The following is a 21,822-nucleotide window of genomic DNA, read 5'->3' on the forward strand; positions in this document are numbered from 1 at the left end:
CCCTAAACCGACACAGGTGGACTGGTAGAGCATACCAAGGCGCTTGAGAGAACGATGTTGAAGGAACTCGGCAAAATACCTCCGTAAGTTCGCGAGAAGGAGGCCCGGGTTCAAGGCAACTTGGATCCGGGGGCACAAACCAGGGGGTGGCGACTGTTTATTAAAAACACAGGGCTCTGCGAAGCCGTAAGGCGACGTATAGGGTCTGACGCCTGCCCGGTGCCTGAAGGTTAAAAGGAGGGGTGAGAGCTCCGAATTGAAGCCCAGGTAAACGGCGGCCGTAACTATAACGGTCCTAAGGTAGCGAAATTCCTTGTCGGGTAAGTTCCGACCTGCACGAATGGCGTAACGACTTCCCCGCTGTCTCCAACATCGACTCAGCGAAATTGAATTGCCTGTCAAGATGCAGGCTTCCCGCGGTTAGACGGAAAGACCCCGTGCACCTTTACTACAGCTTCGCACTGGCATCAGGATTGTGATGTGCAGGATAGGTGGTAGGCATCGAAGCCGGGACGCAAGTCCCGGTGGAGCCTCCCTTGAGATACCACCCTTCGCACTCTTGATGTCTAACCGCGGTCCGTTATCCGGATCCGGGACCCTGCGTGGCGGGTAGTTTGACTGGGGCGGTCGCCTCCTAAAGAGTAACGGAGGCGCGCGAAGGTTGGCTCAGAGCGGTCGGAAATCGCTCGTTGAGTGCAATGGCAGAAGCCAGCCTGACTGCAAGACTGACAAGTCGAGCAGAGACGAAAGTCGGCCATAGTGATCCGGTGGTCCCGCGTGGAAGGGCCATCGCTCAACGGATAAAAGGTACGCCGGGGATAACAGGCTGATACTGCCCAAGAGTCCATATCGACGGCAGTGTTTGGCACCTCGATGTCGGCTCATCTCATCCTGGGGCTGGAGCAGGTCCCAAGGGTACGGCTGTTCGCCGTTTAAAGAGGTACGTGAGCTGGGTTTAGAACGTCGTGAGACAGTTCGGTCCCTATCTGCCGTGGGTGCAGGATACTTGAGAGGAGTTGCCCCTAGTACGAGAGGACCGGGGTGAACGATCCACTGGTGGACCAGTTGTTATGCCAATAGCAGTGCTGGGTAGCTATGATCGGACAGGATAACCGCTGAAGGCATCTAAGCGGGAAGCCCCCCTCAAAACAAGGTATCCCTGAGGGCCGTGGAAGACCACCACGCCGATAGGCCGGAGGTGTAAGCGCAGCAATGCGTTCAGCTGACCGGTACTAATCGCCCGATAGGCTTGATTTGATCCAGTAACAGACAGTGTTACATGGCCAAACAAGCAAACCATCCCAAAAAAACGGACAACGTTGATTGTAACCGACGCAGGCTGCCGTGCCTGCCGCCANAAGGCGGTGACACAGCAGCAGGGCCGGAAAGCGCATCCTATAAACAAATGCGCTGCCTGCCCCTCGAATGCCTTCATACCCAAGGCCGTCGGTATTGGATTTTTCTTGGTTTGGTGGCCACAGCACAAGTGAAACACCCGGTCCCATCCCGAACCCGGAAGTTAAGCACTGTCGCGCCGATGGTACTTGGGCTCAAGCCCTGGGAGAGTAGGTCACCGCCAAACCTAGTAAAATCCAATACCTCTCATAACGATCATTAAACACCTGTCGCGGGATGGAGCAGCCAGGTAGCTCGTCAGGCTCATAACCTGAAGGTCGCAGGTTCAAATCCTGCTCCCGCAACCAACACTAATTCGCAAGACATATCAAAGGCTTCTGGCGCACCGCCCGGGGCCTTCTTCGTGTCCGGGCCTTGCGCACCCGCCGCAAGCCGCAAAAGCCCGGCCAGATCCCCCTCCAGCGTCAGATCCAGGCCAGAGCCCTCCGCCGCGGGCGTCAGCACGATCCGCTCCACCAGAGACCGCAGCGCCTCCTTGGCCTCTTCCATGCCTGCGGCGGAACCAAGGCCCTTGATCAGCCGCCTGACCCGCTCCCGGTAGGCTTCGGCCATTGACGGGTGAAACACCACCGTGTCCGGGGCAGGGGTCTGCTCCAGCTCCCGTTCCAGTTGCTGGCGGCGCGCGTCGAGCTCGATCATCCGGTCCTTCACCTGGTCTGCGGGAATGCCCGCAATGATCGCATCCACCAGCTTCTGGTGGTCGCGCTTGGCACGGGCGAGCGCCTGTTCCTTTTCCTTGCGGTTCCCGGCGGCTGCCGCCTTCAGCCGGTTGCGTTCGGCAGTGTATTCTTCGCAGAAGACCTGCACCGCGTCCGGATCCATCAGGTGGTTCGCCAGTGCATACAGCACCCGGGCTTCCAGGTCGGCCTGTTTGATCGTGCGCTTGTTGCTGCAGACCGCGGTGCCCTTGTTCCTTGCCGGGGAGCAGCCGAAGCTGTCCTTCGAAATCTTGGCAAAGCCGCCGCCGCAGCAGCCGCAGGCCATCAATCCGGAAAACAAGGTCTTGGGGCGGCGCCGGTCCCAGACCGGCACATTGGTGCCCGTGGTCTTCAGTTCGCCCTGGCGGGCCCGGACCGCATCCCAGAGATCCTGTTCGACGATCCGCAACTGCGGAACGTTGGTGACCGTCCACTCGCTTTCCGGGTTCAGCCGCGAGATGCGCTTGCCCGTTTGCGGATCCTTCACGTAGCGCAGCCGGTTCCAGACCTGCCGGCCGATGTAGAGCTCATTGTTCAGGATGCCGGTGCCGCGCTGGCGGTTGCCGTGAATGGTGGAGGCACCCCAGTGGCGGCCGGACGGGGCAGGCACGCGCTCCTTGTTGAGCGCTTCGGCGATCTTCTTCGGCGACAGGCCGCTGGCATAATCCTGGAAGATCCTGCGCACGATCTTGGCCTCTTCAGGATTGATCTCGCGCTCGCCGCGGATCACCTCGCCGCAGGACGTGAGTTGAGGCTTCATGCGGTAGCCGTAAGCTTTGCCGCCCGCGGATTTGCCCTCCAAAGCGCGCCCCTTGAGGCCGCGGTGGGTCTTCATCGCGATGTCCTTGAGCTGGAGCGCATTCATCGTGCCCTTCAGCCCGATATGGATCTCCGAAATCAGCCCGTCCGCCACGGTCTCGATCGGGAGGCCGTTGAAGCAAAATTCCTGGTAGATGTGAGCAATGTCGGCCTGGTTGCGGCTTAGACGGTCGAGGGCTTCCGAGATAACCACATCGAAGGTGCCGCCGCGCGCATCGCGGAGCAGGGCCTGCATGCCGCTGCGCATAAGGCTGGCGCCGGAGATGGCGCGGTCGGAATAGGTGGCCACGACCTCCAGCCCCTGGGCCTTGGCGTAATCGGTGCAGTCTCGGATCTGGTCCTCGACAGAGGCGTCGCGTTGCAGGTCTGTCGAGTAGCGGGCGTAGATGGCTGCTCTGAGCCTGGGCTGGGACATGGCGGTGTTCTCCGGTGGTTTGATGTTAACCGGGAGAATTGCCGTCCCGGTGGTCGGTGCGGGCTGCCTCGCGGGCGAGGGCGCGCAGGAGTTCGTGAAGTGACGCGCGGGTGCTGGCGTCCTGCCGGTAGGAGCCGTTTTGCGGGCGGCCGGGTGTTTCCGGCGCCTGCTGGCATTCGGCATGTCTCTTCCGGTCCCGTGCCATTGGCCGAGGTCTCCTGTCTCCGGTGGGCGGTGGCCGCCCGCGTGTGCTGATGGAGACAGTTTACTGCGCCGGATTGGGTTGGAGCGACCCAGGTTGTAACCCTGCGGAGACGGAAATTGTGGATAAGGGCCTCGAATTACGGAACTTTCCCTCTGCAGAGGGGGCTGGGGAGGGATTCGGGCATAGACCGCCCGGGCGGGGCTTTGCGGCAAAGTATTTCCAGGAGGGAATAGTCCGGATTTTGGAGCAACCGGAGCCTGCACCGCTGGAGATTGCACATAAGAATTGTGCAAACCTCGCGGCGGCGCGGCTTGGTTGGCGAACGCATCTACTGGTCCAGGACCTGCTCTGGACCATTTTTGCGTGGCACATCACGCAGCCAGGACCGGACCGTTTTGGCATCGAACTCTCGTTTTTGCACCAAGTCTGCAGCCATGTCCTGAAGCAGCTGCTGATAGGGATACAGCAGTGCGCGTGCGTGGTCCTCCGCGTGGTCGAGCTTCTCACGGAGGCGTTTGCGGTCGGGTTCTGCAAGTTGGGCTGGATCCTGCGGTCCAAACCAGCCGTTGCCGAAGGCGCCCAAACCTAGTTCAAAATCCATCGCCAGAGCCATCCGCGCTGCTTTCCCGAGGTCGGAGGTGGCGCCCCCGCCGGCCCCGGCAGAAACAGTATTGAAGACGAGCCGCTCCGCTGCCCGCCCGGCCAGGTGAACGTAGAGCTGACGGTCGAAATCTGTGTCCAGCCCCGCGTTCGGGGGAACATCCCGCTCGATTGTGCCGCCTGCGGCCGCCACCCGGACCTGGTTGACCGTCTCACCGAAGATCCAGGCGGCGATGGCGTGGCCAGACTCATGCACTGCGATGCGGTACAAGAGGTCTTGGTTCTCCTCCTGCGCCGTGACCCCGAGATGGCGGCGCAGAAGCTGCAGATCGAGCGGGCAGCCGCTGTGCCGGGCCTCACTGCGGGCAGAGCGCACCGCCGCGTCCACGTCGGCAGCGGTCTTTCCAATGCAGTCCCGTGCCAGCTGCTGCAAATCCTCCTCTTGGACCGCGTCCTGCAGCCGCTCAGCAAGGAGGTGCTGCAGCATCGCCATGCTTGGCAGCGGCATCTGGATCTTGATGTCAAACCGCCCGGCTCTCAGCACCGCGGGGTCTAGGTGCTCCGGGTGGTTGCAGGCACCAACCACCATGATCCCTTCCTCCCGGCTGATGCGGTCCATCTGCTCAAGGAACCCGGCGACCACCTGGCGCCTGTAGCTGGCACTGTTGTCGCCGGCACTGTCGCGGGAACCGATCGCGTCAATCTCATCCAAAAAAAGGATACAGGGCGCATTCTTCCGGGCTTCATCGAAGCTTCTTCGCATCGCGAGCAGCAGGTTGCCAAGATGCCCTGCGCTCTGCCATTCGGCGCAGCTGGTCTCAACGCAATTTACCCTAGCGCTCCGGCCCATTGTCCTTGCCAGATAACTTTTGCCGGTGCCTGGCAGGCCAAAAAGCAGCAAGGAGTGCGGGATCTCATTCCAGGCCACTCCGCCTTCGGCCCAGAGCCGCAGGTCCGCAACCAGTTGCCGGGCGGTGTCATAGGACCGGCCAATGCCTGTGATCTCTTCCCTCGGCGCGTGGGCTTCGGGTGGTGAAGCGGCAGCGGCAGCAAGCGCCTGGGACAGGCGTTGCGCCATCTTCTTCGCTGTGGGCGCACGCAGGGCGAACGAGAGTGCGGGGATGGAGAGCTCCTGCAACTGGCCGTTCCGGGGCAGCGCGGCACGGGCGGCGGCTTCATCAATGCGGCCTGTCCGGCTGTGGGTCTGACGCAGCAGGGCGATCAGAAAATCCGCGTCCACTTGCGGCACTGTCAGTTGATGACAGTGCTCCGCCACCAGCGGCGCGGGCAGTGCCATCTCATCCGGCAGGCAGATCCACAAAGGCTGGCTGTGCGCCAGACCCTTGATGATCAGATCCTGCAGCTCATCAATGTGTTGCTGTTCAATCGCACCATCGCGGGCACTGGGGACAGCGAGGGTCACGCGCTGAGGCAGCTGCACCTGCCGCCGGGCGTCATAGGCCTGCCAGCCCGGCGGCAGCAGGGCGTGGTTAAGGAGGTTTTCCACGCTTGAAAAACCGGAAGCAGGAACGTTGCGAAGGATCAGCACGGCGCCACGGGCAAGCTGCGCGTCCACTGCAGCCGGGGAGCCGAAGGCCGCGGCGATCCGCAGCAGCAGAAGCAGCTGGTCTGCCGGCAGGTCTGTGCCCGGCAGCCAGCGGCCCGTGTTGTCACAGGCATATGGGTCGGCACCTTCCTGCTCCAGCGCTTCCCAGAGTTCCGGCGGCAGATGCCGCGCGTCCGGCTGCTCGCTCAGATGCTGCAGCAAAGAATGGGGGTGATCCGGTGCTGGGGGCACAAGGGGCTCCCCGGCGCCAGCCCTGCCGTCTGGTGCGTCTTCTTTGAGTGTCTTGCGCCGAGTTTGCTGCAGCTCTCTGTGATAGAGATGATAGCGGCGGGCGCAGTCTTCAGCGAACTGCCACCAATCGGGGCGCGCGGGGGAGTGGTTGGATTGGTTCATGGCAAACCTCCAGTGAACAGGCAAAGAGGATCGGGCGCCTGGCAGAGCCGGGCGTGAAACAGTTCGGAAATTGAAGAGGGGGGCGCTTAGGTGTCTTCTTCCGCTCGGATGGCGTCGAGCATTGCGAAGATCACCTGGGTCGCATCGGCGAAGTAGACCTCGCTTTTGACCCTCAATTCATGGGCGTAAAGGTCTGGCGGCGCGACGCTGTCGGGGTGCTCTGCCTTCAGCCGCGCATGCAGGCCTTTCTCAATTTGCACAGCTGTGTGGCCGGAGCTGATGGGAACTGTCCGCAGGACCTGCGCCTCCGTCTCCTTGGTCTTCAGTAGTTGGTGGTAAAGGCGGGAAATGGGATCCCTGCTGTAGCCCAGCTTGATCAGCTTGGCACCTTTGGCGAGTTTGAGCTGCATGACGTAGAGAAAGCTTGGCGCACTGCTCCAGCCCTCGCCGCAGTTGCTGCATTGAAACCGGCCAGTCTGCATGTTGGCTCGTGCGATCCGCTGAACATGGCCGCAGGACGCATGCCGGTACAGGCGGTAGTTCTGGTTCCTGTTCGGATCCGGTCCAATCAGCTCCCAACCCTGCGCGGAGGCTTCTTCTTGCTCCTTATGCTGCTGGCAGAGTTCGCAGCGTACGTCGCAGACGCCTTCGGCGGCACGCTTCACCATCTCAAATTGCCGGCGCAAGTTATGGCCGCAGGGGGCGATATAGTGGGCATAGTGACGGTCTTCCGGATCGCGGCCTGCCCATTTCAAACCTGCGGCCTCGGCATCGGCCTGCCACCGGTCTTGAATGCAGTGCGGGCACTGCGGCTGGCTGTTCATGAGAACAAAGATCTTGCTGGAATGTGCCCGTCGGCAGGTGTGGCAGGATAGGAGCAGGTGATAGCGGTCCTTGATGCGCTGCAGGATGCCGAAGCCCTTGGCTTCGGCGGCGGCGCGCCAGTGGGGGTGAATGGTGAGCGGGAAGGCGGCGGACGTGGCGATTGATGTATGGGTCATTGAGAACTCCGTTTGCGCAAAGCGGGAGAGAGGGCAGGCGCCGGATATGGGGCACCTGCCGGGATAATCTGGATTTGGGCATGACGCGGCCGGGCGCAGGCGGAGAGATCCGCTGCGGGCCGGGTCAGGTTATGTCACGGGGGATTGGGGGGATCAGACCGGCGCGAATTCCGGAGCTGTCACTGCCATCTCCACCACGGTGTCGACTTGCCGCGCCGCGCGGTTCAGCGCTTCGCGGACACCGGGATCATCGGTAGTGAAAAGGTCCCGGTGCTCATGCATCAGCTGCTGGAATCGAAGTGCCTCGTCCAGGCTCTCAGATTCGATCAGAAAGTGCAGCAGCATGCTCATGCGCTGCATTGGCAAATCTTCGGCACTGACCACCTGTGCCGTCAGGATGTCGCCGCTGAGTTGAAGACAATCCTGCCACTTGGCTTCGGCGGCCTCTTGGATACCGGTGGATGCGGGATCCCAGGACAGCGCGTGCGACAGATCGCGCTCCAATTCGAGGGCTTCGTCCACTGCTTTGGTCAGCGTGTCGAAGGTGCGGGTGATGAAGGTGGGGCTGTCATCTGCGACAGATGCGGGCCACAGGGCTTTCAGCGCGCATTCGCGCGTGATACGGCAAGTATCAGCCATAGTCGGTCTCCTTCCACGAGATCGGTTTTGGTTAGGGCCGGGCGGGGAGCTTCCACCTTCCCCTCGGCCTGTTGCAAATGTGTGCAACTAGATGCAATATGCACCCATTGAATCTGAATGTCAACTGCACACAAGTGAACACATGGCCAGAACATCAGCGATATCTGTACGAGTGACTGAAGAAACCAAGAAAGCCGTAGAAAAGGCAGCGGCGCAGGATGACCGGTCTGTAGCCTCTTATGTGGAACGGCTTCTGATCGCGCACCTTAAAGAACAAGGGTATCTGCAAAAGTAAGTGCGGGCGCCTGGAGGAAATGACCCAGGTGTCTGGTTCGATCGGCTTGCTGTCATTCAAGATTATCGAAAAAGAATAAGTCATCCACGGCCCCCGGCAGGGCGGGTCCAGCAGGCTGCTGGCCGCAGGAAGCTTATCCGGGTGACGCCCGGATAAGCTGACGAGGAGGGGATCGAAGGGGGTATCCCCCTCGCGAACGGCAAGTTGAAATCCTGGGGCCCAGCCCAAGATTGCAACTTGCCTAGTGAGTACAAGCCTCACAAAAACAAAAATAAGCCTATCGGGATTTTCTTCGTCTTCGCGGAGACTCGGATCAGAGAAGCAGATCCGAGCAGCAAGATGACCGTACAGCCCATGTTCACCCAAGCCCAGCCCGTAATTCTTGATGAAGCACCGGTTGTGCTGCGCTTTGCAGGCTTGTTTCCGCGGGATCTCGGCAAGTTCAAGATGCATGACGAGCGCTCTGGTGGCGACCTGGATCATGTCGACCAGGAGCTGTCCCGGCTGAACCAGGTGCTGGCCGGCGGGCCGGGCTGGCAGCAGCAGATACGTGATGAAATTGCTGAGATGCGCCGTCACAATCACCAGGAGCATTTGCGTGCCCTCAGAGCCAAATCACGCATGAAGGACGCCAGGAAGCTGGAGGCGGAAGGGCCTGCAGACCCCTGGCGGTCCTGCAGCAGAGGCCCGCTGCGGGAAGGCATCATCACAGTCAACAAAGATTGGTTCGGTGGCGCAGGCCTGTTGGAATGGGATCCGGAACGTGTCTCTGCTTTCCGCAAAACCGCCATGTCGTTCCTCGGTGAAAACTTTCCAAACGGGCAGCTGCGCTATGCAAGCGCCCACGTCGATGAAGAAGCTTACCATATCCACTTTGTCGTGGCCGTTTGGACCGAGAAACCATCCGCCAACCGCGGGCATCAGATTCTGCTGCAGGCATCTGAGAACCCGCTCATCAAAAGCTATGAGCATGCCCAGGATCTTGCCGGAGAGGCCTTCGAGACAATCGGGATCACCCGGGGGGAGCGCCGAGCCGAGGCCCGGCGCCAGGCGCGGGCAGAGGGAAAACCTCTGCCCGAGCGGCGGCAGCATGTGCCGCCGTCAAAGTGGCGTGCCGAGGAGCGCCAAAAGGCGCAGGCAGAGAAGAAGCGCATCCTGGGCGATGCCCTGGATGAGGCAAAGGCGGCCGTTGAAAACGGCCGGGACTTGGCCAAGGCCACGGTCAAGAAATCGCGCAAACGCGCGGTGAAAGAGGCACGGGTCCGCAAACAGCGGACCGCGAGGGAAACTGCAAAGATGATCCGCCGCCGCGATATGGCGGAGGCAGAGGCTGTGCAGAAGGAAAAAGCGGCTGACGCCGCGAATGCTCTGAAAAAGAAAATTGTGGCTGAGGTCGGGGCATTGGAGCCGAGGGTTAAGGGGTATGAGGCAAGGGCAGAAGAAGCTGCGGAAAAGTACCGGGCCAAGATGGCAGCGCGGAAGGCCGAAGAGGAAAAACGCGCGCGGGTTATCCAAGAAAGGCAACAGGCCGAGCAGGTGCTGAACGCCACGAAGGCAGAGAAATCTGATCTGGCCGCTCAACTGCGGCGGATGGTTCAGCACCGCGGCCAGGAAGAAAAAGCGGCTGCTGAGGCCCGGGCTGCCCGGCTGGCTGAGGAGAAGAGGCTGCAGGAGGCAGAAGAAAAGGTCCGGTTGAAGGCAACGGAGGCAGAGGTCATCACGGATGCCATCGAGACCGGATTGGATTTGGTTGCTGATGGGGCGGTCTTCTGGCGGGAGGCGTCTGCGGATCAGCAGGCCGGCTTGACTTGGGGCGGGGCCGCTCCGGATACCAAGGGTGCGCGGGATGAAAAGCTGAAAGAAATCCGCCCGGCAATGCGGATGGTCACGCGCATTGCTCAACTGGTGGCCCGGACCGTGAAACGCGCGCTCGCCAACGAACGGCAAAAGTTGAAGCAGGACGCGGATTATGTCCGCGGCCTGCGTCAGAAATGGGAGCCGGAAGATGCAGCGAGGCTGTCGAGGATCACGCTCGGTGGTATAAACAGCGGACCGAAATAGGGCCGACTGCTGACTTTTGCTGCGTGAAAAGCCAAGGTTTGCTGTGCCGGACTTTGCCGCCGTTGCCCTTCCGGGTGTTTGCTGACGCAGCATCCGCTCGCAGGTGCGGCACGCTTATTGCTGCGTTGCAGCCGATGTCGCCACACCAGCCATTCAAGACCAGTCTCAAGCGTAAATTTCCAATCGCCCTTTCGCTGCGGTTAGATCGGACAAGGAAGACGCGGGGCCAAGCATGGGTATTCGGGCTGGCCGGGTACCGGTTTGAGACAATCAGCGAAAATGGCTCGGTGCAGAAATCTACGCCTGGCCTCAGAAACCCCTTGACCCTCTAGTTGCTGTAGATCTTATCGGAGTGGCGTAATTCGGCGTACACAAACGGCACAGGAGGAAATCTCAAATATGTTCACGAGACGCCATTTTGTCACAAGTTCGACAGCACTGTTCTCTACCGCAATTTCGGGACCGGTGTGGGCCGGTTCTTGGCCAACCGCCACACAGAAGGCAAACTGGGACGCTCAAATTACGCCGCCAAACTATGATCCGGCAACGTCTAACCCATGGGGGCTGCATCAACGTTTCCTTCCGACCCGAGTCGTTGCAAACGACGGGTTGGTGCCGGGGGACATCCATGTCGATGCCATCGCGAGGTACCTATACCACATTGAAGAAGGCGGAACCGCCATGCGCTATGGTGTGGCCATAGCCCGTGGCAATTTGTACGAGCCTGGCACTTACACCATCCGGCGCAAAGTTGAGTGGCCGCATTGGACGCCTACGCAATCCATGATCGAACGCGACCCGGAGGCCTATTCCCAGTACGCAAACGGCCAGGAACCAGGCCCGAAGAACGCGCTAGGTTCCCGCGCTCTCTACTTGTACGTCGGAAACCGGGATACCTACCTGCGTATTCATGGAACGCCATGGCCGCGTTCGATCGGGGGCAGGGCAAGTTCAGGATGCGTTCGCATGGTGATGGCGCATATCAACGATCTCTACCCAAACGTGGAAGCCGGCTCGACCGCCTATCTGTATGAGGCCGAAGACGGCATCACTTCGCGGAGTTGAGGGGGATGTTGCTGACCTAGCCTATGCGTTTGGTTTCGAACAGATCGGGTTTCCCGCCGTTGTTCTAAGCGGCAGCAATGTGGTTTCAACTGGCCCGCTATGCTCATACCAATAGCAACCATCTTCAGGCAGAAGCCGCGCAGACGCAAGATCTTGTCCTGGAGCCGCGAGATCGACGACCGCGTCTGGCACGTTTCCGACCCGCGTTGCGGTGTTTCCGGAGACGATGGTAGAGGATGAGCATCCAGCCAAGAAAAGTACTGTGGCCACAATAGCCGCATTTCGTTTCTGCATCTGAACCTCTGCCGTTTGTTTTTCTGTTTCCCGCCGGCAATCTGGCATACGGCACGTTTCGCCACAAGCCAGAGGTCGGTCCCCGCATTGACGGCGCATTTGCGCGTGTAGCTAAAGAAACGCGCTTAACATCTTGAAGCTCTAGTTGCTGTAGGGACTAAGCTCGAAGGATCTCCTCGAAACTGAAGGTCTGTCCATGCCGCTCGAAACTCGCCAGAACGATCACAATATTACCTGCACACAGGATCATGAAGCGGCCTGCTGCGGCGGTGCCTCGACCTGCGGGGACATCGCTCCGGCCGGCCCGCCCCCCCGCCAACGGGCGCAGTTTCCAGGTCTCCGGACTCGACTGCGCCGAAGAGGTGGCAGTCCTGAACCGGGTCGTAGGTCCGAATGTGGGCGGAACTGAACATCTTGCGTTCGATGTGATCAACGGACGCATGACGGTTCTTGATACCGCAAGAGCATTATCCGACTCCGAGGTCGCCAAGTTGGTCGCCAGCACCGGGATGAGCGCAAAGCCCTGGGACGCCGAGAACGCAGCGGAGGATCAGGTGGCGCATTTGGCACGTCAAAGGCGCTTCACCGTGTTGAGCGGCGGTTTCTGGGCGGCAGGGTTCTTCTACCACGTCGTCGGGACCGGTATGGGTGGGGCTATCGGGCTGTTCTCGGGCCATGGGGAGGCGCCGATGCCGCTGGCCGAAGCCGGGCTCTTCGCGGTTGCGATCCTCTTTGGCGTCTGGCTCGTTGCGCCCAAGGCATGGTCTTCAGCTAGGCGATTTTCGCCCGACATGAACCTCCTGATGGTCGTCGCCGTCGCTGGCGCCATCGGCCTTGGCGAACTTTTCGAGGCCGCGACGGTTGCCTTCTTCTTCTCGCTTTCGCTTTATCTCGAAAGCTGGAGCGTCGGCCGGGCGAGGAATGCAGTTTCGGCGCTGCTGGACCTAGCGCCACCCACGGCGCGGGTGCTGTACGACAATGGATCGGAAGCGGACGTTCCGGCGTCCGCTGTGGCGGTTAATGCAAAATTCATCGTGCGAGGCGGCGACCGCATCCCGCTTGACGGTGAAGTCGTTGACGGAGCAGGCGCTGTTGATCAGGCCCCTATCACCGGCGAAAGTGCTCTGGTGCCAAAGGAGCCGGGCGACGAAGTCTATGCCGGCACCATCAACGGCGAAGGCACGCTCACTGTGCGCGCAACGAAGGCGGCGTCGGACACCGTGCTCGCGAAAATCACCCGCATGGTCGGCGACGCCCACGCCCGCCGCGCACCGGTGGAACAGTGGGTGGCAAAATTCGCGCGGATTTACACGCCGGTTGTCATGGCGCTGGCAATTGCCATCGCGGTTCTGCCGCCACTTATTGGCGGTGCCTGGGGCTTCTGGTTCTACAACGCTCTGGTACTTCTGGTCATCGCCTGCCCCTGTGCGCTGGTGATTTCGACACCCGTCTCGATCGTTGCGGCGCTGGCCTCATCGGCGCGTGCGGGCGTGCTGATCAAGGGCGGCACATATGTCGAGGCACCAGGCCGCACGACGGCGCTGGCCTTGGACAAGACCGGGACGATCACCGAGGGTCGGCCGGAAGTGGCAGCAATCCATCCGCTTGGAAAGGCGGAGGCGCGGGATCTGCTTGCGCTGGCGTCGTCGCTGGAGGCACGCTCCTCGCATCCGCTGGAGCGCGCGATCCTCGAGCGCGCCGGGCGGGACGCCGTTTCAATAGCCGCCGCGGAGGATACCCGCACAGTGCCGGGGCGCGGGCTTGAAGGGCGCGCGGGTGACCGGGCCGTCTGGCTTGGTTCTGACCGGTTCGCCGCAGAGAAAGGTTTTGGCGATGCCATTCCTGGTGAGTTGCGGGACCGGATCGAAGGTGCCGGGGCGACGCTGGTCGCGGTGGGCGACGAGACAGGCGTATTAGGCGTTCTCGAATTGCGCGACCGGATCAGGCCCGACGCCAAAGGCATCGTCTCAAAATTGCACGCACAGGGTGTTAACACCATTGTCATGCTGACTGGCGACAACGAGCGTACGGCGCGCGCCGCAGCAGCCGAAGTCGGTATCGACGAGGTGCGTGCCGAACTGCTGCCCGAAGACAAGGTAGCTGCCATCGAGGACCTGGTGGACAGTCATTCGGTTGTTGTCATGATCGGAGACGGCGTGAACGACGCCCCTGCCATGGCGCGGGCACATTACGGCATCGCCATGGGCGCCGTGGGCTCGGACGCGGCCATCGAGACGGCGGACATCGCGCTGATGACCGACGACATCGCCAAAGTGCCGTGGCTGATTGCCCATTCGCGCCGCACAATGAGCATCATCCGCCAGAACATCGGCCTTTCGCTAGCGACGAAAACCGCCTTTGTCGTGGCGACCGCCTTTGGTATGGCCTCGATGTGGGGGGCCATTGCGGCGGACGTGGGCGTCTCGTTTCTGGTGGTGGCCAATGCGCTGCGGCTGCTGAACGCAGGCGGCCGCCACAAGTCGCCGCCGAAAGGCGGCGAGCCGGTGGGCGAACAAATGGCGCACGGCGCTTTGGCACACGGTCATTGATTTGGTGCCGGCCATTCAACTAGGCTTGTGGCAACAAGCCGTCAAAATGGCACCGGGCAGCGATGATCTACAGAATTCCGAGACGCATAATTCTACTGGGCGGCATTGCCGCGCTCCTATCCGGCTGTGCAAGCAAGTTCCGCAAGTATACCGGGCCCGAGGTTACCCGTTTGCGGCTCTACAAATCAGAACGTTTGCTTGTGTTGGATGGTGCTGAGGGTGTTTTGCGCACCTATCCGGTCGGGCTGGGGTTTGCACCGGAAGGCCATAAGCAATTTGAGGGAGATGGACGAACGCCCGAAGGAGCCTATCTCATTGACCGGCGCAATCCTGACAGTCTGTTCCATCTCTCCATCGGCATCTCTTATCCAAACGAGGCGGACCTCGCATTTGCAGCGGCACAGGGCAAATCTCCGGGCGGTGACATCTTCATCCATGGCGGGCCGCGGCGGGGCATTGACCCAATGAACAAACGCGACTGGACCGCAGGCTGCATCTCCGTTTCCGACCGCCAGATCGAAGAGGTCTATGCAATGGTGCGGGACGGGACGCCCATCGAAATATATGCCTAGATCTCGCGCCTAGGCGGGCAGTCAAGAAAATGGTGCTTGAGTGCGGCATTGAAGGCCGCGATTGCAAACACCATCACGATCACTTCAAAGCCATCGGTATACTCGGCCCGTAAAAACGAAACCGATCTGAGATCATCAAGTGAACTGGTTGCGAGATTGCCGGGAAGGCCAAGCGAACAGGGGTAATCGGTTCCGATCTCCGGCCCCGTGCAACCGTGCTGATCAGTTGCCGGTGTAATTGGCGTAGACTTCGGTCGAGCCGTCATTGTTAATCAGGAACACATCGTAGGCCTCGCGCCAGCTGCCCTGATCCATGCCAGGTGAGCCGAGCGGCATGCCGGGCACGGCAAGACCCACCGCGTCGGGACGTTCGGCAAGGAGCCGGCGAATGTCGGCCGCGGGCACATGTCCCTCAATTACGTAACCTTCGGTGAGACCTGTGTGGCAAGACACCATGCGCTGCGGCACGCCGTTGTCGAGTTTGAAACGCACGAGCAGCCCTGCGAACATGTTTTGTCCGCTTGGAGCAAACCCGTTTTCCTCCAGGTGTTTCATCCAGGCGAGGCAGCAACCGCAGCCATTGGTCTTTTTTACATCGATGGGCGTCGCTTGGGCCAGCGCCTGTGCGGCGGGTAGCAGAGCAAGAGCACATGCCAGGGCGGCGATCGGTCGTTTCATGGTCAAAGGCTTTCGTTAGGGTTCGTGGCGATCACGCTGGCGAGCTGCTCCTCGAGCCTGGCACGTGCCGCTTTCAGGCGTGTAAGCGCGGCAGTGTCAGGAATTGCACGCCCGGCGGCCTCGGCGAGCCGGTCATCGGTGAGCGGGTCAGTGGGGCGGCCGTCTACGCGCACCTCGTAATGCAGATTGGGGCCGGTCGCAGTTCCCGTCGCGCCGATCCGGCCGATGGTATCCCCGGCCGACACGCGCTGGCCCTCGGTAAAGCCTTCGGGCACGGCGCTGAGATGAGCGTAACGGGTCAGTGTGTCTGCGCCATGGGCGATCTCGACAACCCGGCCATAGCCACCGCGCCATCCAATAAACGCAACACGACCGGGCGCCGTGGCGCGGACAGGCGTTCCGAGCGCTGCAGCAAAGTCGACGCCAGTGTGCATTCGGACATTGCCATAGACTGGGTGTTTGCGGCGGCCGAAGACAGAAGTGAGCCGCGCGCCCTCCACGGGCTGGGAAAAGACACGCAGCACCTCGCCATCGAGATAGATTGTGGCCTTGCCGGTCCCATCCTCTGGCCAGGCTATTTCATAGAGAGCGTCTCCAAGATCCAGTGCAGCAAACGAGATTTCGGGTTGGCGGATAGCCTTGTTCGCGATCCGCGCCTCGCGCCAGAGAAGGCGCAGCGTCTCGCCACCGCTTAGTTCGCGCCGGAAATCTACTGTGCCGCCGAGCATTTGCGCCAGATCGACGGCGAAACGCGCAGGCATCCCCGCATTGTCCAGCGCAGCGAAGATCGAGGAGTCGATCCTGGCCTCGCCAGCAAGGGTCACGATTTCAGGTTCAGGAGCCACAACCCGGGTTGCAGGCTGTTCGCCGAAAACTGCCTCGATCCGTATGCCCTCTTCGACAGCAAGGGTCACGTTGCGAGGGCGTCCATCTGCCGTGGATAGGACAGTGATTGCGTGACCGGGGCGCAGCCGGCGGAGATCGTATTCTGCGCCAAGCGCAAGAGCGATCTCAGCGCGGTCGGTGGCGGCAAGCCCGGCCTCGGCCAAAACCGCATCAAGTGTCTCTCCCGGAGCTATTTTGCGTGACCATGTGGTGAGTGACGGCTCAATGGCAGTCAGCGGAGCATCATTCCTTACCACGACCGGGAGGAACGGCGGACGAAAGTCCGGCGAAATTTTAGGCTGCGCGCGAGCAAGTATGTAAGAGGGTCTTTCCACAAACCGGGGCGGCGTGAGGGGCGCAGGTTCCCAAACGCCTGCCTCGGCAAGGGTCGGCTGCACAGGCTCCGTTGAGTAGGAGGTGGCGACCACTGCGACCGCCGCCGAAACCCCGCCCGTAACCGCTAGCCTGGCCATCAGGCACCTCATTCTCATGTCGCTCCCTCCGGTTTCTCATTCATTGCGCGCCGGATTTTCGGAACTGCGAATTCCCTCGGTTCGTGGTAGTCGATAGTGCTGACGAAGCGCCCCTCGGCGTCGAACAGGAAGACGCTCGCCGTATGGTTCATCGTGTATCGCCCATCCTCGCCTTCAACCTTCTCATAGGTCGCGCGGAAGCTCTCGATTGCACGCTTGATCTGCGCTTCCGGACCGGTCCAGCCGCGGATCTCCGGATGGAAATAGCCGACATATTCCGCCATAGCGTCAACGGTGTCGCGCTCGGGATCGACTGTGATGAAGATGATGTTCAGCCGCTCGGCGTCGTCGCCCATCATGTCCAGCCAACTGGAGATGTCCGAAAGCGTCGTGGGGCAGACGTCAGGACAGTAGGTAAAGCCGAAAAATACCATCGACGGGCGCCCGGCCAGCGTATCAGGACCGACAGGCTGCCCTGTGTGGTCAGTCAGGCGGAAGTCCATCGCCGTAAGCGGCGAGGGCCGCTGGCCCATGGGCTCTGGTGCGCCGGGGCCGTCCACACGCCACCAGCCCAGGAAAAGTGCCAGGCCGGCCGCACCAAATGCCGCCGCGCCATATCCGAGAGCCGAACGCCGCCGCATCAGTTTTCCGGGCCGCGCGCTGCGATGCCAAGTACCGGCACGTCGACTGATACCCCGCCACCGTCCGAAAAGATGAGCGACAGCAGAAAAGTCTCCCCTTCCTTCATCGGACGCTGAAGTTTCATCAGCATGGCGTGCAGACCGCCGGGCTCCAGCGCGACTGTCTCACCTGGTGCAATGGAAACGTCACCCGCGGGAGCCATTGAACTGACGCCTTGTTCGTTTGTCGAACTCCGGTGGATTTCGGGCATCATGGCAATATCAGTCTTGAGTCCCGTCAGGATGACCGTCTCATCGCCCGTGTTCAAAATCTCCATGTAGGCAGCTCCGGGACGGCTGGTGCCGATTGATGCCCGCGACCAGGCATTTTCGATGCTCACTTGGCCGGAACCGGCCAGCACGGCAGAGGCGGTGCCGAGTGGCAGGGCAAGTGCTGCAAGAGCAGCATGAAGTACCGGTTTCATCTCGCTATCTTTCCTTTCAGATTTTCCGTCAGCTCTTGGCTGCCGCGACTTCCTCTGCGACCAGCGCGCGCAATTCTGCCTCGCCGAAAGGGGCGAGCGGCTTGCCGTTGACGAAAAAGGTCGGCGTCTGGCTCACGCCCACGGCTTCAACATCGGCGCGGTCCTGATTGAGAATGCCCACGATATCCGGCGCGCGCATTTGCGTCTGCGCGGCCTCTGCGTCAAGGCCGGCGCCCGCAGCGATCTGGAGGATGAGGCCGGGCTCGGGCGCTCCGTGGGACGCCCAGCGGGGCTGATCCCGCAGCACCGCTTCCAGAACCTGCTCGAAGACCCCCTGCATACGTGCTGTTTCGAGGACCTGGATCGCTTCTTCCGAAGCTTCCCCGTGAAACGGTGTGTAGCGGATTACCACGCGCACGGCGTCGCCATGTTCGGACATAATGCCCTTCACGACCGGGTAGAAAGCGCGGCAGGCTTCGCACGCAGGATCGAAGAACTCCACGATTGTCACGGGAGCGTTCTCAGGGCCGAGAATCGGGGAGTAGGGCCGGATCAAAGCGTCGGCAATTTCCGGGGTGACTGAGGTGGCCTCCCCTACGGGCTCTGACCGCGTTGCATACCAAGCGGCACCCGCAAATGCCGCGACTGCGAATACGGGAACGGAAAGGATCATAGAGCGGCGGTTCATTCGGTTTTTTCCTTTAAAGAAGCGGCTGACAGGGCGGCGATGAGAGCAAAGGCCAGGAACGAAAGCAGCGGGATTGGTACGCCGAGGGCAAGCTGGCCTTCGTCGGTGCAGGACGGTCCTGCAGCTGTACAGGGCTGGATACGTTCGGGAATGAGTCCCCAGAAGAGGCCGAGATGCCACAGTGCGATGGCACCGCCAGCCAGAGAAAGCGCGACGCCGTAGCGGCCGGCCAGCCCGTCTTGCCACCAGAGCCCGAGACCCAGCACAACCGTCAGCGGGAACATGAAGGCGCGTTGAAACCAGCAAAGGATGCAGGGCGTCTGTCCCAAGACCTCGCCAATAAACAGAACGGCAAATGACGAAACTAGTGCGACGATCCATGCGGCTGCCAGCGCCGCATCGGTTGAGAGCCTGAATGTCATGAGGAAATCTGCTCCCTCAGATCGGATACGATTTCCTCTGTCGGCGTGCCATAGGGCCATGCCGCGACATAGCCAGCTTCAGGATCGCAGAGGAACAGCTGCGTGGAATGCCCCATCGTGTAACCGTCGGGGGCCGCGGCCTCCTCGATTTTCTCGTAAAAGATATGAAAACTCTTCGCAGTCCGGTCGATCTGGTCCGGGGTCCCCGTGAGACCGATGATGCCGGCCTCAAAGCGCGGGACAAAATCTGCGAGCGCCATAGGTGTATCGCGCTCGGGATCAATCGAGATGAAGAGCGGCTGGACCTGCCCGGCGTCCGGACCGAGCCCTTCCATAACGGCGGCGACCTCAGCGAGTGTCGTCGGGCAGACATCAGGGCAGTTTGCGAAGCCAAAAAAGACCAGCATCCACCGCCCGGCGAAGTCTTCCTGCGTTCGGGGCATCCCTTGATGGTCCGTGAGTTCGAAGGCCGCGCGGAAGGCAGCCTGGCTCTCACGGGCCTGATCGGCGCGATAGTCCGCCCATAGCATAAGCCAAATTAGCGCAACTGCCGCGACAGCCGCCAGCGCCCAGAGGATTTTCCGAAGGAGTTTAAGTCTCAATGCAAGCAGCCCGTTTCTGATTCCACGTATTTTTGCGCGTCTACACCCTGCAGCCACTAGAGGTTCAACTGGTATTTTCTATAGGAAAGGGACTTTTTTGCGCGTCTGTGAATAGAGTTGTGGCCCGCGCCAAACCCACTTAAATCTACTAGGACTGTAGCTTCCTGGGGGGGGTACACATGCTCACGATTGGCAGTTTGGGAAAGAAAACTGGCACCAAAGTCCAGACGATCCGCTATTATGAACAGATAGGCCTGATGCCTGAGCCAGGGAGGACAGAAGGCGGTCAGCGGCGCTATGGCGAGGCCGAACTTGACCGGCTGTCCTTCATCCGTCACGCACGCCAGCTCGGCTTTTCTCTGGATGCAATCCGGGAACTTCTCGATCTGAGCGACCATCCGGACCGGTCCTGCGACGAAGCCGATGCTATAGCCCGGCGGCAGTTGAAGCAGGTGTATCAGCGGATTGCCCGCCTGGAAGCACTGCGCACCGAACTCGAACGCATGGTGCATGAATGCAGCGGCGGCAAGACATCGGATTGCCGGGTACTAGAGGTGCTCCGCGATCATGCCGAATGTCTGACCGAGCACGACGAGATCGGGGCATGAGTGCAGCTCTCACTTATGCGAGGCGGCGCGCGATTCGGCACTGACATGCCTGCTTTCGAAGGCGAACTCAGCGAGCAAGAAATCTGGATGATCATCGCCTACATGAGGTCGGGGTTCCCTGACACTGCCAAATCTGAGTAGGCCTGCGGACCGAGGGGGTAATCGACGAAAAGTGCTTGAAGCTACAGTCACTGTAGCAGCTACACCTCTTCTCACACGATTCGAGGAGAGATGCAGTGTATTCCGAAGATCCGCTTCTTCAGCCTACGAGGCTATTGAACTTTGAACATACGGCTATCGCCGGGCTCATCACGGACCGCGGGTGGAAGGATCTGGCGCAGCATGAGCAGATTGGCGAGGTCTACGACTTCGTACGCAATGAGATTGCCTTTGGTTACAACCGCGCGGACGACATCCCTGCCTCCAAGGTTCTCGCCGACGGCTACGGCCAGTGCAACACCAAGGGCACACTGCTCATGGCGCTTTTGCGCGGAGTGGGTGTGCGGTGCCGGCTGCATGGTTTCACAATCCACAAGGAGCTGCAGCGGGGCGTGGTGCCAGAGATCGTCTATCCAATTGCGCCAGACGAGATCCTGCATTCCTGGGTGGAGGCCGAGACAGAGGAAGGCTGGGTCAATCTCGAGGGTTTCATCCTTGACGAGCCATTCTTAGGGACGCTCCAGGTCACCTTTGCCGGTTCCGAAAGTCTATGCGGCTATGGCGCCGGAACCAGTTGTTTAAGCGCAGCGCCAGTCGCTTGGACAGGCGGCGACACCTACATTCAGAAAACCGGTATCGCCCGGGATTTTGGAACATTCGACGCGCCGGACGATTTCTACCGGGATCACCGGCAGGCGTTCGGAATTTTGCGTGACTGGCTCTTTCGCAAGGTCATCCGCCACTGGATGAATGCTCGTGTCCGCGCAATACGGTCCGGGCGCGTCCCGCGTATTCCTGGTCTGGATTTGACCAATCACCGCCACGGGGAAAATCAGGATGCCGCATGATGACGGTACCGCTCAAATCGACTTCGAATCCGTGTCTTCTTTGCGATCTGAGCAAACCCGCTCATTACCTCTGCGCCAGCGACTTCGTCCTAATGCAGGAAGCTGCCCTAACAACCTCGGATTGCGGACACCTTGAAGAATTACAGGGGCACTTCCGAGTATCTTATGAGCCTGCTGGCCGACGCTTTCCGAGCAAGCGAGCAACAAGTTACTTCTTATCCCGATCCTGGGTGAAGGCACGGAACACAGCCAAGGTTTCTTCGCTGACGTGGTGCTCGATCCCTTCGGCATCAAATTCAGCCACCTCTTGCGATACGCCGATGGCCACGAGGAATTCCACCACGATCCTATGTCGCTTACGGCAGGCTTCGGCCAGCTGGCGGCCCTCTTCCGTCAGGCGTATTGAGCGGTAGGGCTCTTGCAGTATCAGCCCTTCCCGTTTCAGGCGGTTCAGGTTCTTGGAGACCGTGGGCTGGGTGACGCCAAGCCGCTCGGCGATTTCAACAGGCCGCGCCGAGCCGTTCAAGTGTATTAGCTCAGCAATCAGTTCGACATAATCCTCGACCATCTCGCTTTGATGAGCCGAGCGTACGGCCTCAAAACTGCTTGCCTGTTCATCAGGGCTTCGGCTGAGGCCGTTTTCATCTGTTTTGGTCATGTCGCTCATAAAGTCGCAAGTCGGTCTGGCCTCCCTGTATGCCTGCAACAAAGCGGGTTGACAACGGCATAGAAGAAGCCACACAATTTAGCCAAAGCTAACATTTG

At 60.7% G+C, this 21,822-nt stretch carries 20 protein-coding genes, 1 tRNA gene and 2 rRNA genes (1 of these 23 only partly in view); 10 read left to right on the forward strand and 13 right to left on the reverse strand.

The window, feature by feature from the left end; genetic code table 11:
* The 3 genes from DAEP_RS0118075 to DAEP_RS0118085 form a co-directional block, all read left to right on the forward strand.
* Nucleotides 1-1,257: ribosomal RNA gene (locus DAEP_RS0118075) — 23S ribosomal RNA — on the forward strand (it extends 1,574 nt beyond the left edge of the window).
* 210 nt (nucleotides 1,258-1,467) lie between these two features.
* Nucleotides 1,468-1,582, forward strand: a 5S ribosomal RNA gene (rrf, locus tag DAEP_RS0118080).
* Between the two features lie 44 nt (nucleotides 1,583-1,626).
* Nucleotides 1,627-1,703: transfer RNA gene (locus DAEP_RS0118085), tRNA-Met, on the forward strand.
* On the opposite strand, the gene DAEP_RS23685 is transcribed toward DAEP_RS0118085, so the two are convergent.
* The 5 genes from DAEP_RS23685 to DAEP_RS0118110 form a co-directional block, all read right to left on the reverse strand.
* Nucleotides 1,660-3,348, reverse strand: coding sequence for a recombinase family protein (locus tag DAEP_RS23685; protein ID WP_084204491.1), 1,689 nt, complete (start codon nucleotides 3,346-3,348; stop codon nucleotides 1,660-1,662). The two genes, DAEP_RS0118085 and DAEP_RS23685, sit on opposite strands and share 44 nt — an antisense overlap.
* Nucleotides 3,349-3,373: 25 nt before the next feature.
* Nucleotides 3,374-3,553 carry a hypothetical protein gene (locus DAEP_RS24015; RefSeq protein WP_154665074.1) on the reverse strand — a complete coding sequence of 60 codons (180 nt, stop codon included), beginning with the start codon at nucleotides 3,551-3,553 and terminating at the stop codon, nucleotides 3,374-3,376.
* A 328-nt stretch (nucleotides 3,554-3,881) separates the two neighbouring features.
* Nucleotides 3,882-6,113 (reverse strand): AAA family ATPase, encoded by a 2,232-nt coding sequence (locus DAEP_RS0118100; RefSeq protein ID WP_084204456.1) that lies wholly within the window; start codon nucleotides 6,111-6,113, stop codon nucleotides 3,882-3,884.
* Nucleotides 6,114-6,199: 86 nt separating this feature from the next.
* Nucleotides 6,200-7,114, reverse strand: a complete 915-nt coding sequence (locus DAEP_RS0118105) for a hypothetical protein (RefSeq protein WP_027245658.1) — start codon at nucleotides 7,112-7,114, stop codon at nucleotides 6,200-6,202.
* A gap of 153 nt (nucleotides 7,115-7,267) precedes the next feature.
* Nucleotides 7,268-7,753 (reverse strand): hypothetical protein, encoded by a 486-nt coding sequence (locus DAEP_RS0118110; RefSeq protein ID WP_027245659.1) that lies wholly within the window; start codon nucleotides 7,751-7,753, stop codon nucleotides 7,268-7,270.
* Between the two features lie 172 nt (nucleotides 7,754-7,925).
* On the opposite strand from DAEP_RS0118110, the gene DAEP_RS24500 reads away from it, so the two are divergent.
* The 5 genes from DAEP_RS24500 to DAEP_RS0118135 all read left to right on the forward strand — a co-directional run bounded on the left by DAEP_RS24500 (nucleotide 7,926) and on the right by DAEP_RS0118135 (nucleotide 14,589).
* Nucleotides 7,926-8,048, forward strand: coding sequence for a hypothetical protein (locus DAEP_RS24500; RefSeq protein ID WP_275041408.1), 123 nt, complete (start codon nucleotides 7,926-7,928; stop codon nucleotides 8,046-8,048).
* A gap of 237 nt (nucleotides 8,049-8,285) precedes the next feature.
* A complete protein-coding gene (locus tag DAEP_RS0118120) occupies nucleotides 8,286-10,109 on the forward strand; it encodes a plasmid recombination protein (RefSeq protein WP_154665075.1) in 1,824 nt (607 codons plus the stop codon).
* Between the two features lie 399 nt (nucleotides 10,110-10,508).
* Nucleotides 10,509-11,174 carry a L,D-transpeptidase gene (locus DAEP_RS22875; RefSeq protein ID WP_036760834.1) on the forward strand — a complete coding sequence of 222 codons (666 nt, stop codon included), beginning with the start codon at nucleotides 10,509-10,511 and terminating at the stop codon, nucleotides 11,172-11,174.
* Between the two features lie 734 nt (nucleotides 11,175-11,908).
* Nucleotides 11,909-14,017 carry a heavy metal translocating P-type ATPase gene (locus DAEP_RS0118130; RefSeq protein ID WP_483804845.1) on the forward strand — a complete coding sequence of 703 codons (2,109 nt, stop codon included), beginning with the start codon at nucleotides 11,909-11,911 and terminating at the stop codon, nucleotides 14,015-14,017.
* Between the two features lie 62 nt (nucleotides 14,018-14,079).
* Nucleotides 14,080-14,589 (forward strand): L,D-transpeptidase family protein, encoded by a 510-nt coding sequence (locus tag DAEP_RS0118135; protein WP_036760835.1) that lies wholly within the window; start codon nucleotides 14,080-14,082, stop codon nucleotides 14,587-14,589.
* A gap of 222 nt (nucleotides 14,590-14,811) precedes the next feature.
* Here the strand turns inward: DAEP_RS0118135 and DAEP_RS0118140 are convergent, their stop codons facing one another.
* Genes DAEP_RS0118140 through DAEP_RS0118170 form a run of 7 tightly spaced genes read right to left on the reverse strand, consistent with a single transcriptional unit; the run spans nucleotide 14,812 to nucleotide 19,370 of the window.
* The gene (locus DAEP_RS0118140) at nucleotides 14,812-15,267 is read right to left on the reverse strand and encodes a DUF411 domain-containing protein (protein WP_027245664.1); all 456 of its coding nucleotides are present in this window, start codon (nucleotides 15,265-15,267) and stop codon (nucleotides 14,812-14,814) included.
* A gap of 2 nt (nucleotides 15,268-15,269) precedes the next feature.
* Nucleotides 15,270-16,643, reverse strand: coding sequence for a M23 family metallopeptidase (locus tag DAEP_RS0118145; RefSeq protein WP_027245665.1), 1,374 nt, complete (start codon nucleotides 16,641-16,643; stop codon nucleotides 15,270-15,272).
* A complete protein-coding gene (locus tag DAEP_RS0118150; protein ID WP_027245666.1) occupies nucleotides 16,640-17,266 on the reverse strand; it encodes an SCO family protein in 627 nt (208 codons plus the stop codon). The genes DAEP_RS0118145 and DAEP_RS0118150 overlap by 4 nt, the downstream gene beginning before the upstream one ends.
* Nucleotides 17,266-17,730 (reverse strand): copper chaperone PCu(A)C, encoded by a 465-nt coding sequence (locus tag DAEP_RS0118155; RefSeq protein WP_027245667.1) that lies wholly within the window; start codon nucleotides 17,728-17,730, stop codon nucleotides 17,266-17,268. Before DAEP_RS0118155 ends, DAEP_RS0118150 begins: the two co-directional genes overlap by 1 nt.
* Nucleotides 17,731-17,758: 28 nt before the next feature.
* On the reverse strand, nucleotides 17,759-18,418 hold the full coding sequence (locus DAEP_RS0118160; RefSeq protein WP_027245668.1) for a DsbA family protein: 660 nt from the start codon (nucleotides 18,416-18,418) through the stop codon (nucleotides 17,759-17,761).
* Nucleotides 18,415-18,840, reverse strand: coding sequence for a disulfide bond formation protein B (locus DAEP_RS0118165; RefSeq protein ID WP_027245669.1), 426 nt, complete (start codon nucleotides 18,838-18,840; stop codon nucleotides 18,415-18,417). The genes DAEP_RS0118160 and DAEP_RS0118165 overlap by 4 nt, the downstream gene beginning before the upstream one ends.
* Nucleotides 18,837-19,370, reverse strand: a complete 534-nt coding sequence (locus tag DAEP_RS0118170) for an SCO family protein (protein ID WP_161787074.1) — start codon at nucleotides 19,368-19,370, stop codon at nucleotides 18,837-18,839. The genes DAEP_RS0118165 and DAEP_RS0118170 overlap by 4 nt, the downstream gene beginning before the upstream one ends.
* Before the next feature lie 251 nt (nucleotides 19,371-19,621).
* Between DAEP_RS0118170 and DAEP_RS0118175 the strand changes: the two genes are divergently transcribed.
* Together DAEP_RS0118175 and DAEP_RS22880 are read left to right on the forward strand one after the other, a co-directional pair.
* Nucleotides 19,622-20,050 (forward strand): MerR family transcriptional regulator, encoded by a 429-nt coding sequence (locus tag DAEP_RS0118175; protein ID WP_027245671.1) that lies wholly within the window; start codon nucleotides 19,622-19,624, stop codon nucleotides 20,048-20,050.
* A gap of 236 nt (nucleotides 20,051-20,286) precedes the next feature.
* A complete protein-coding gene (locus tag DAEP_RS22880) occupies nucleotides 20,287-21,057 on the forward strand; it encodes a transglutaminase-like domain-containing protein (protein WP_036760837.1) in 771 nt (256 codons plus the stop codon).
* Nucleotides 21,058-21,265: 208 nt separating this feature from the next.
* On the opposite strand, the gene mntR is transcribed toward DAEP_RS22880, so the two are convergent.
* Nucleotides 21,266-21,715 carry a manganese-binding transcriptional regulator MntR gene (gene mntR / locus DAEP_RS0118190; protein WP_036761252.1) on the reverse strand — a complete coding sequence of 150 codons (450 nt, stop codon included), beginning with the start codon at nucleotides 21,713-21,715 and terminating at the stop codon, nucleotides 21,266-21,268.
* Nucleotides 21,716-21,822: the final 107 nt, after the last annotated feature.

The organism is Leisingera daeponensis DSM 23529 (assembly GCF_000473145.1).
In the GTDB taxonomy this organism is placed as follows: Bacteria; Pseudomonadota; Alphaproteobacteria; order Rhodobacterales; family Rhodobacteraceae; genus Leisingera; species Leisingera daeponensis.

Excerpts from the sequence above, each read along its gene's own strand:
- DAEP_RS23685 (WP_084204491.1), bottom strand. The coding sequence starts at position 3,348 with ATGTCCCAGCCCAGGCTCAGAGCAGCCATCTACGCCCGCTACTCGACA.
- DAEP_RS24015 (WP_154665074.1), bottom strand. The coding sequence starts at position 3,553 with ATGGCACGGGACCGGAAGAGACATGCCGAATGCCAGCAGGCGCCGGAA.
- DAEP_RS0118100 (WP_084204456.1), bottom strand. The coding sequence starts at position 6,113 with ATGAACCAATCCAACCACTCCCCCGCGCGCCCCGATTGGTGGCAGTTC.
- DAEP_RS0118105 (WP_027245658.1), bottom strand. The coding sequence starts at position 7,114 with ATGACCCATACATCAATCGCCACGTCCGCCGCCTTCCCGCTCACCATT.
- DAEP_RS0118110 (WP_027245659.1), bottom strand. The coding sequence starts at position 7,753 with ATGGCTGATACTTGCCGTATCACGCGCGAATGCGCGCTGAAAGCCCTG.
- DAEP_RS22875 (WP_036760834.1), top strand. The coding sequence starts at position 10,509 with ATGTTCACGAGACGCCATTTTGTCACAAGTTCGACAGCACTGTTCTCT.
- DAEP_RS0118130 (WP_483804845.1), top strand. The coding sequence starts at position 11,909 with ATGACGGTTCTTGATACCGCAAGAGCATTATCCGACTCCGAGGTCGCC.
- DAEP_RS0118135 (WP_036760835.1), top strand. The coding sequence starts at position 14,080 with ATGATCTACAGAATTCCGAGACGCATAATTCTACTGGGCGGCATTGCC.
- DAEP_RS0118140 (WP_027245664.1), bottom strand. The coding sequence starts at position 15,267 with ATGAAACGACCGATCGCCGCCCTGGCATGTGCTCTTGCTCTGCTACCC.
- DAEP_RS0118145 (WP_027245665.1), bottom strand. The coding sequence starts at position 16,643 with ATGAGAATGAGGTGCCTGATGGCCAGGCTAGCGGTTACGGGCGGGGTT.
- DAEP_RS0118150 (WP_027245666.1), bottom strand. The coding sequence starts at position 17,266 with ATGCGGCGGCGTTCGGCTCTCGGATATGGCGCGGCGGCATTTGGTGCG.
- DAEP_RS0118155 (WP_027245667.1), bottom strand. The coding sequence starts at position 17,730 with ATGAAACCGGTACTTCATGCTGCTCTTGCAGCACTTGCCCTGCCACTC.
- DAEP_RS0118160 (WP_027245668.1), bottom strand. The coding sequence starts at position 18,418 with ATGAACCGCCGCTCTATGATCCTTTCCGTTCCCGTATTCGCAGTCGCG.
- DAEP_RS0118165 (WP_027245669.1), bottom strand. The coding sequence starts at position 18,840 with ATGACATTCAGGCTCTCAACCGATGCGGCGCTGGCAGCCGCATGGATC.
- DAEP_RS0118170 (WP_161787074.1), bottom strand. The coding sequence starts at position 19,370 with ATGCTATGGGCGGACTATCGCGCCGATCAGGCCCGTGAGAGCCAGGCT.
- DAEP_RS0118175 (WP_027245671.1), top strand. The coding sequence starts at position 19,622 with ATGCTCACGATTGGCAGTTTGGGAAAGAAAACTGGCACCAAAGTCCAG.
- mntR (WP_036761252.1), bottom strand. The coding sequence starts at position 21,715 with ATGACCAAAACAGATGAAAACGGCCTCAGCCGAAGCCCTGATGAACAG.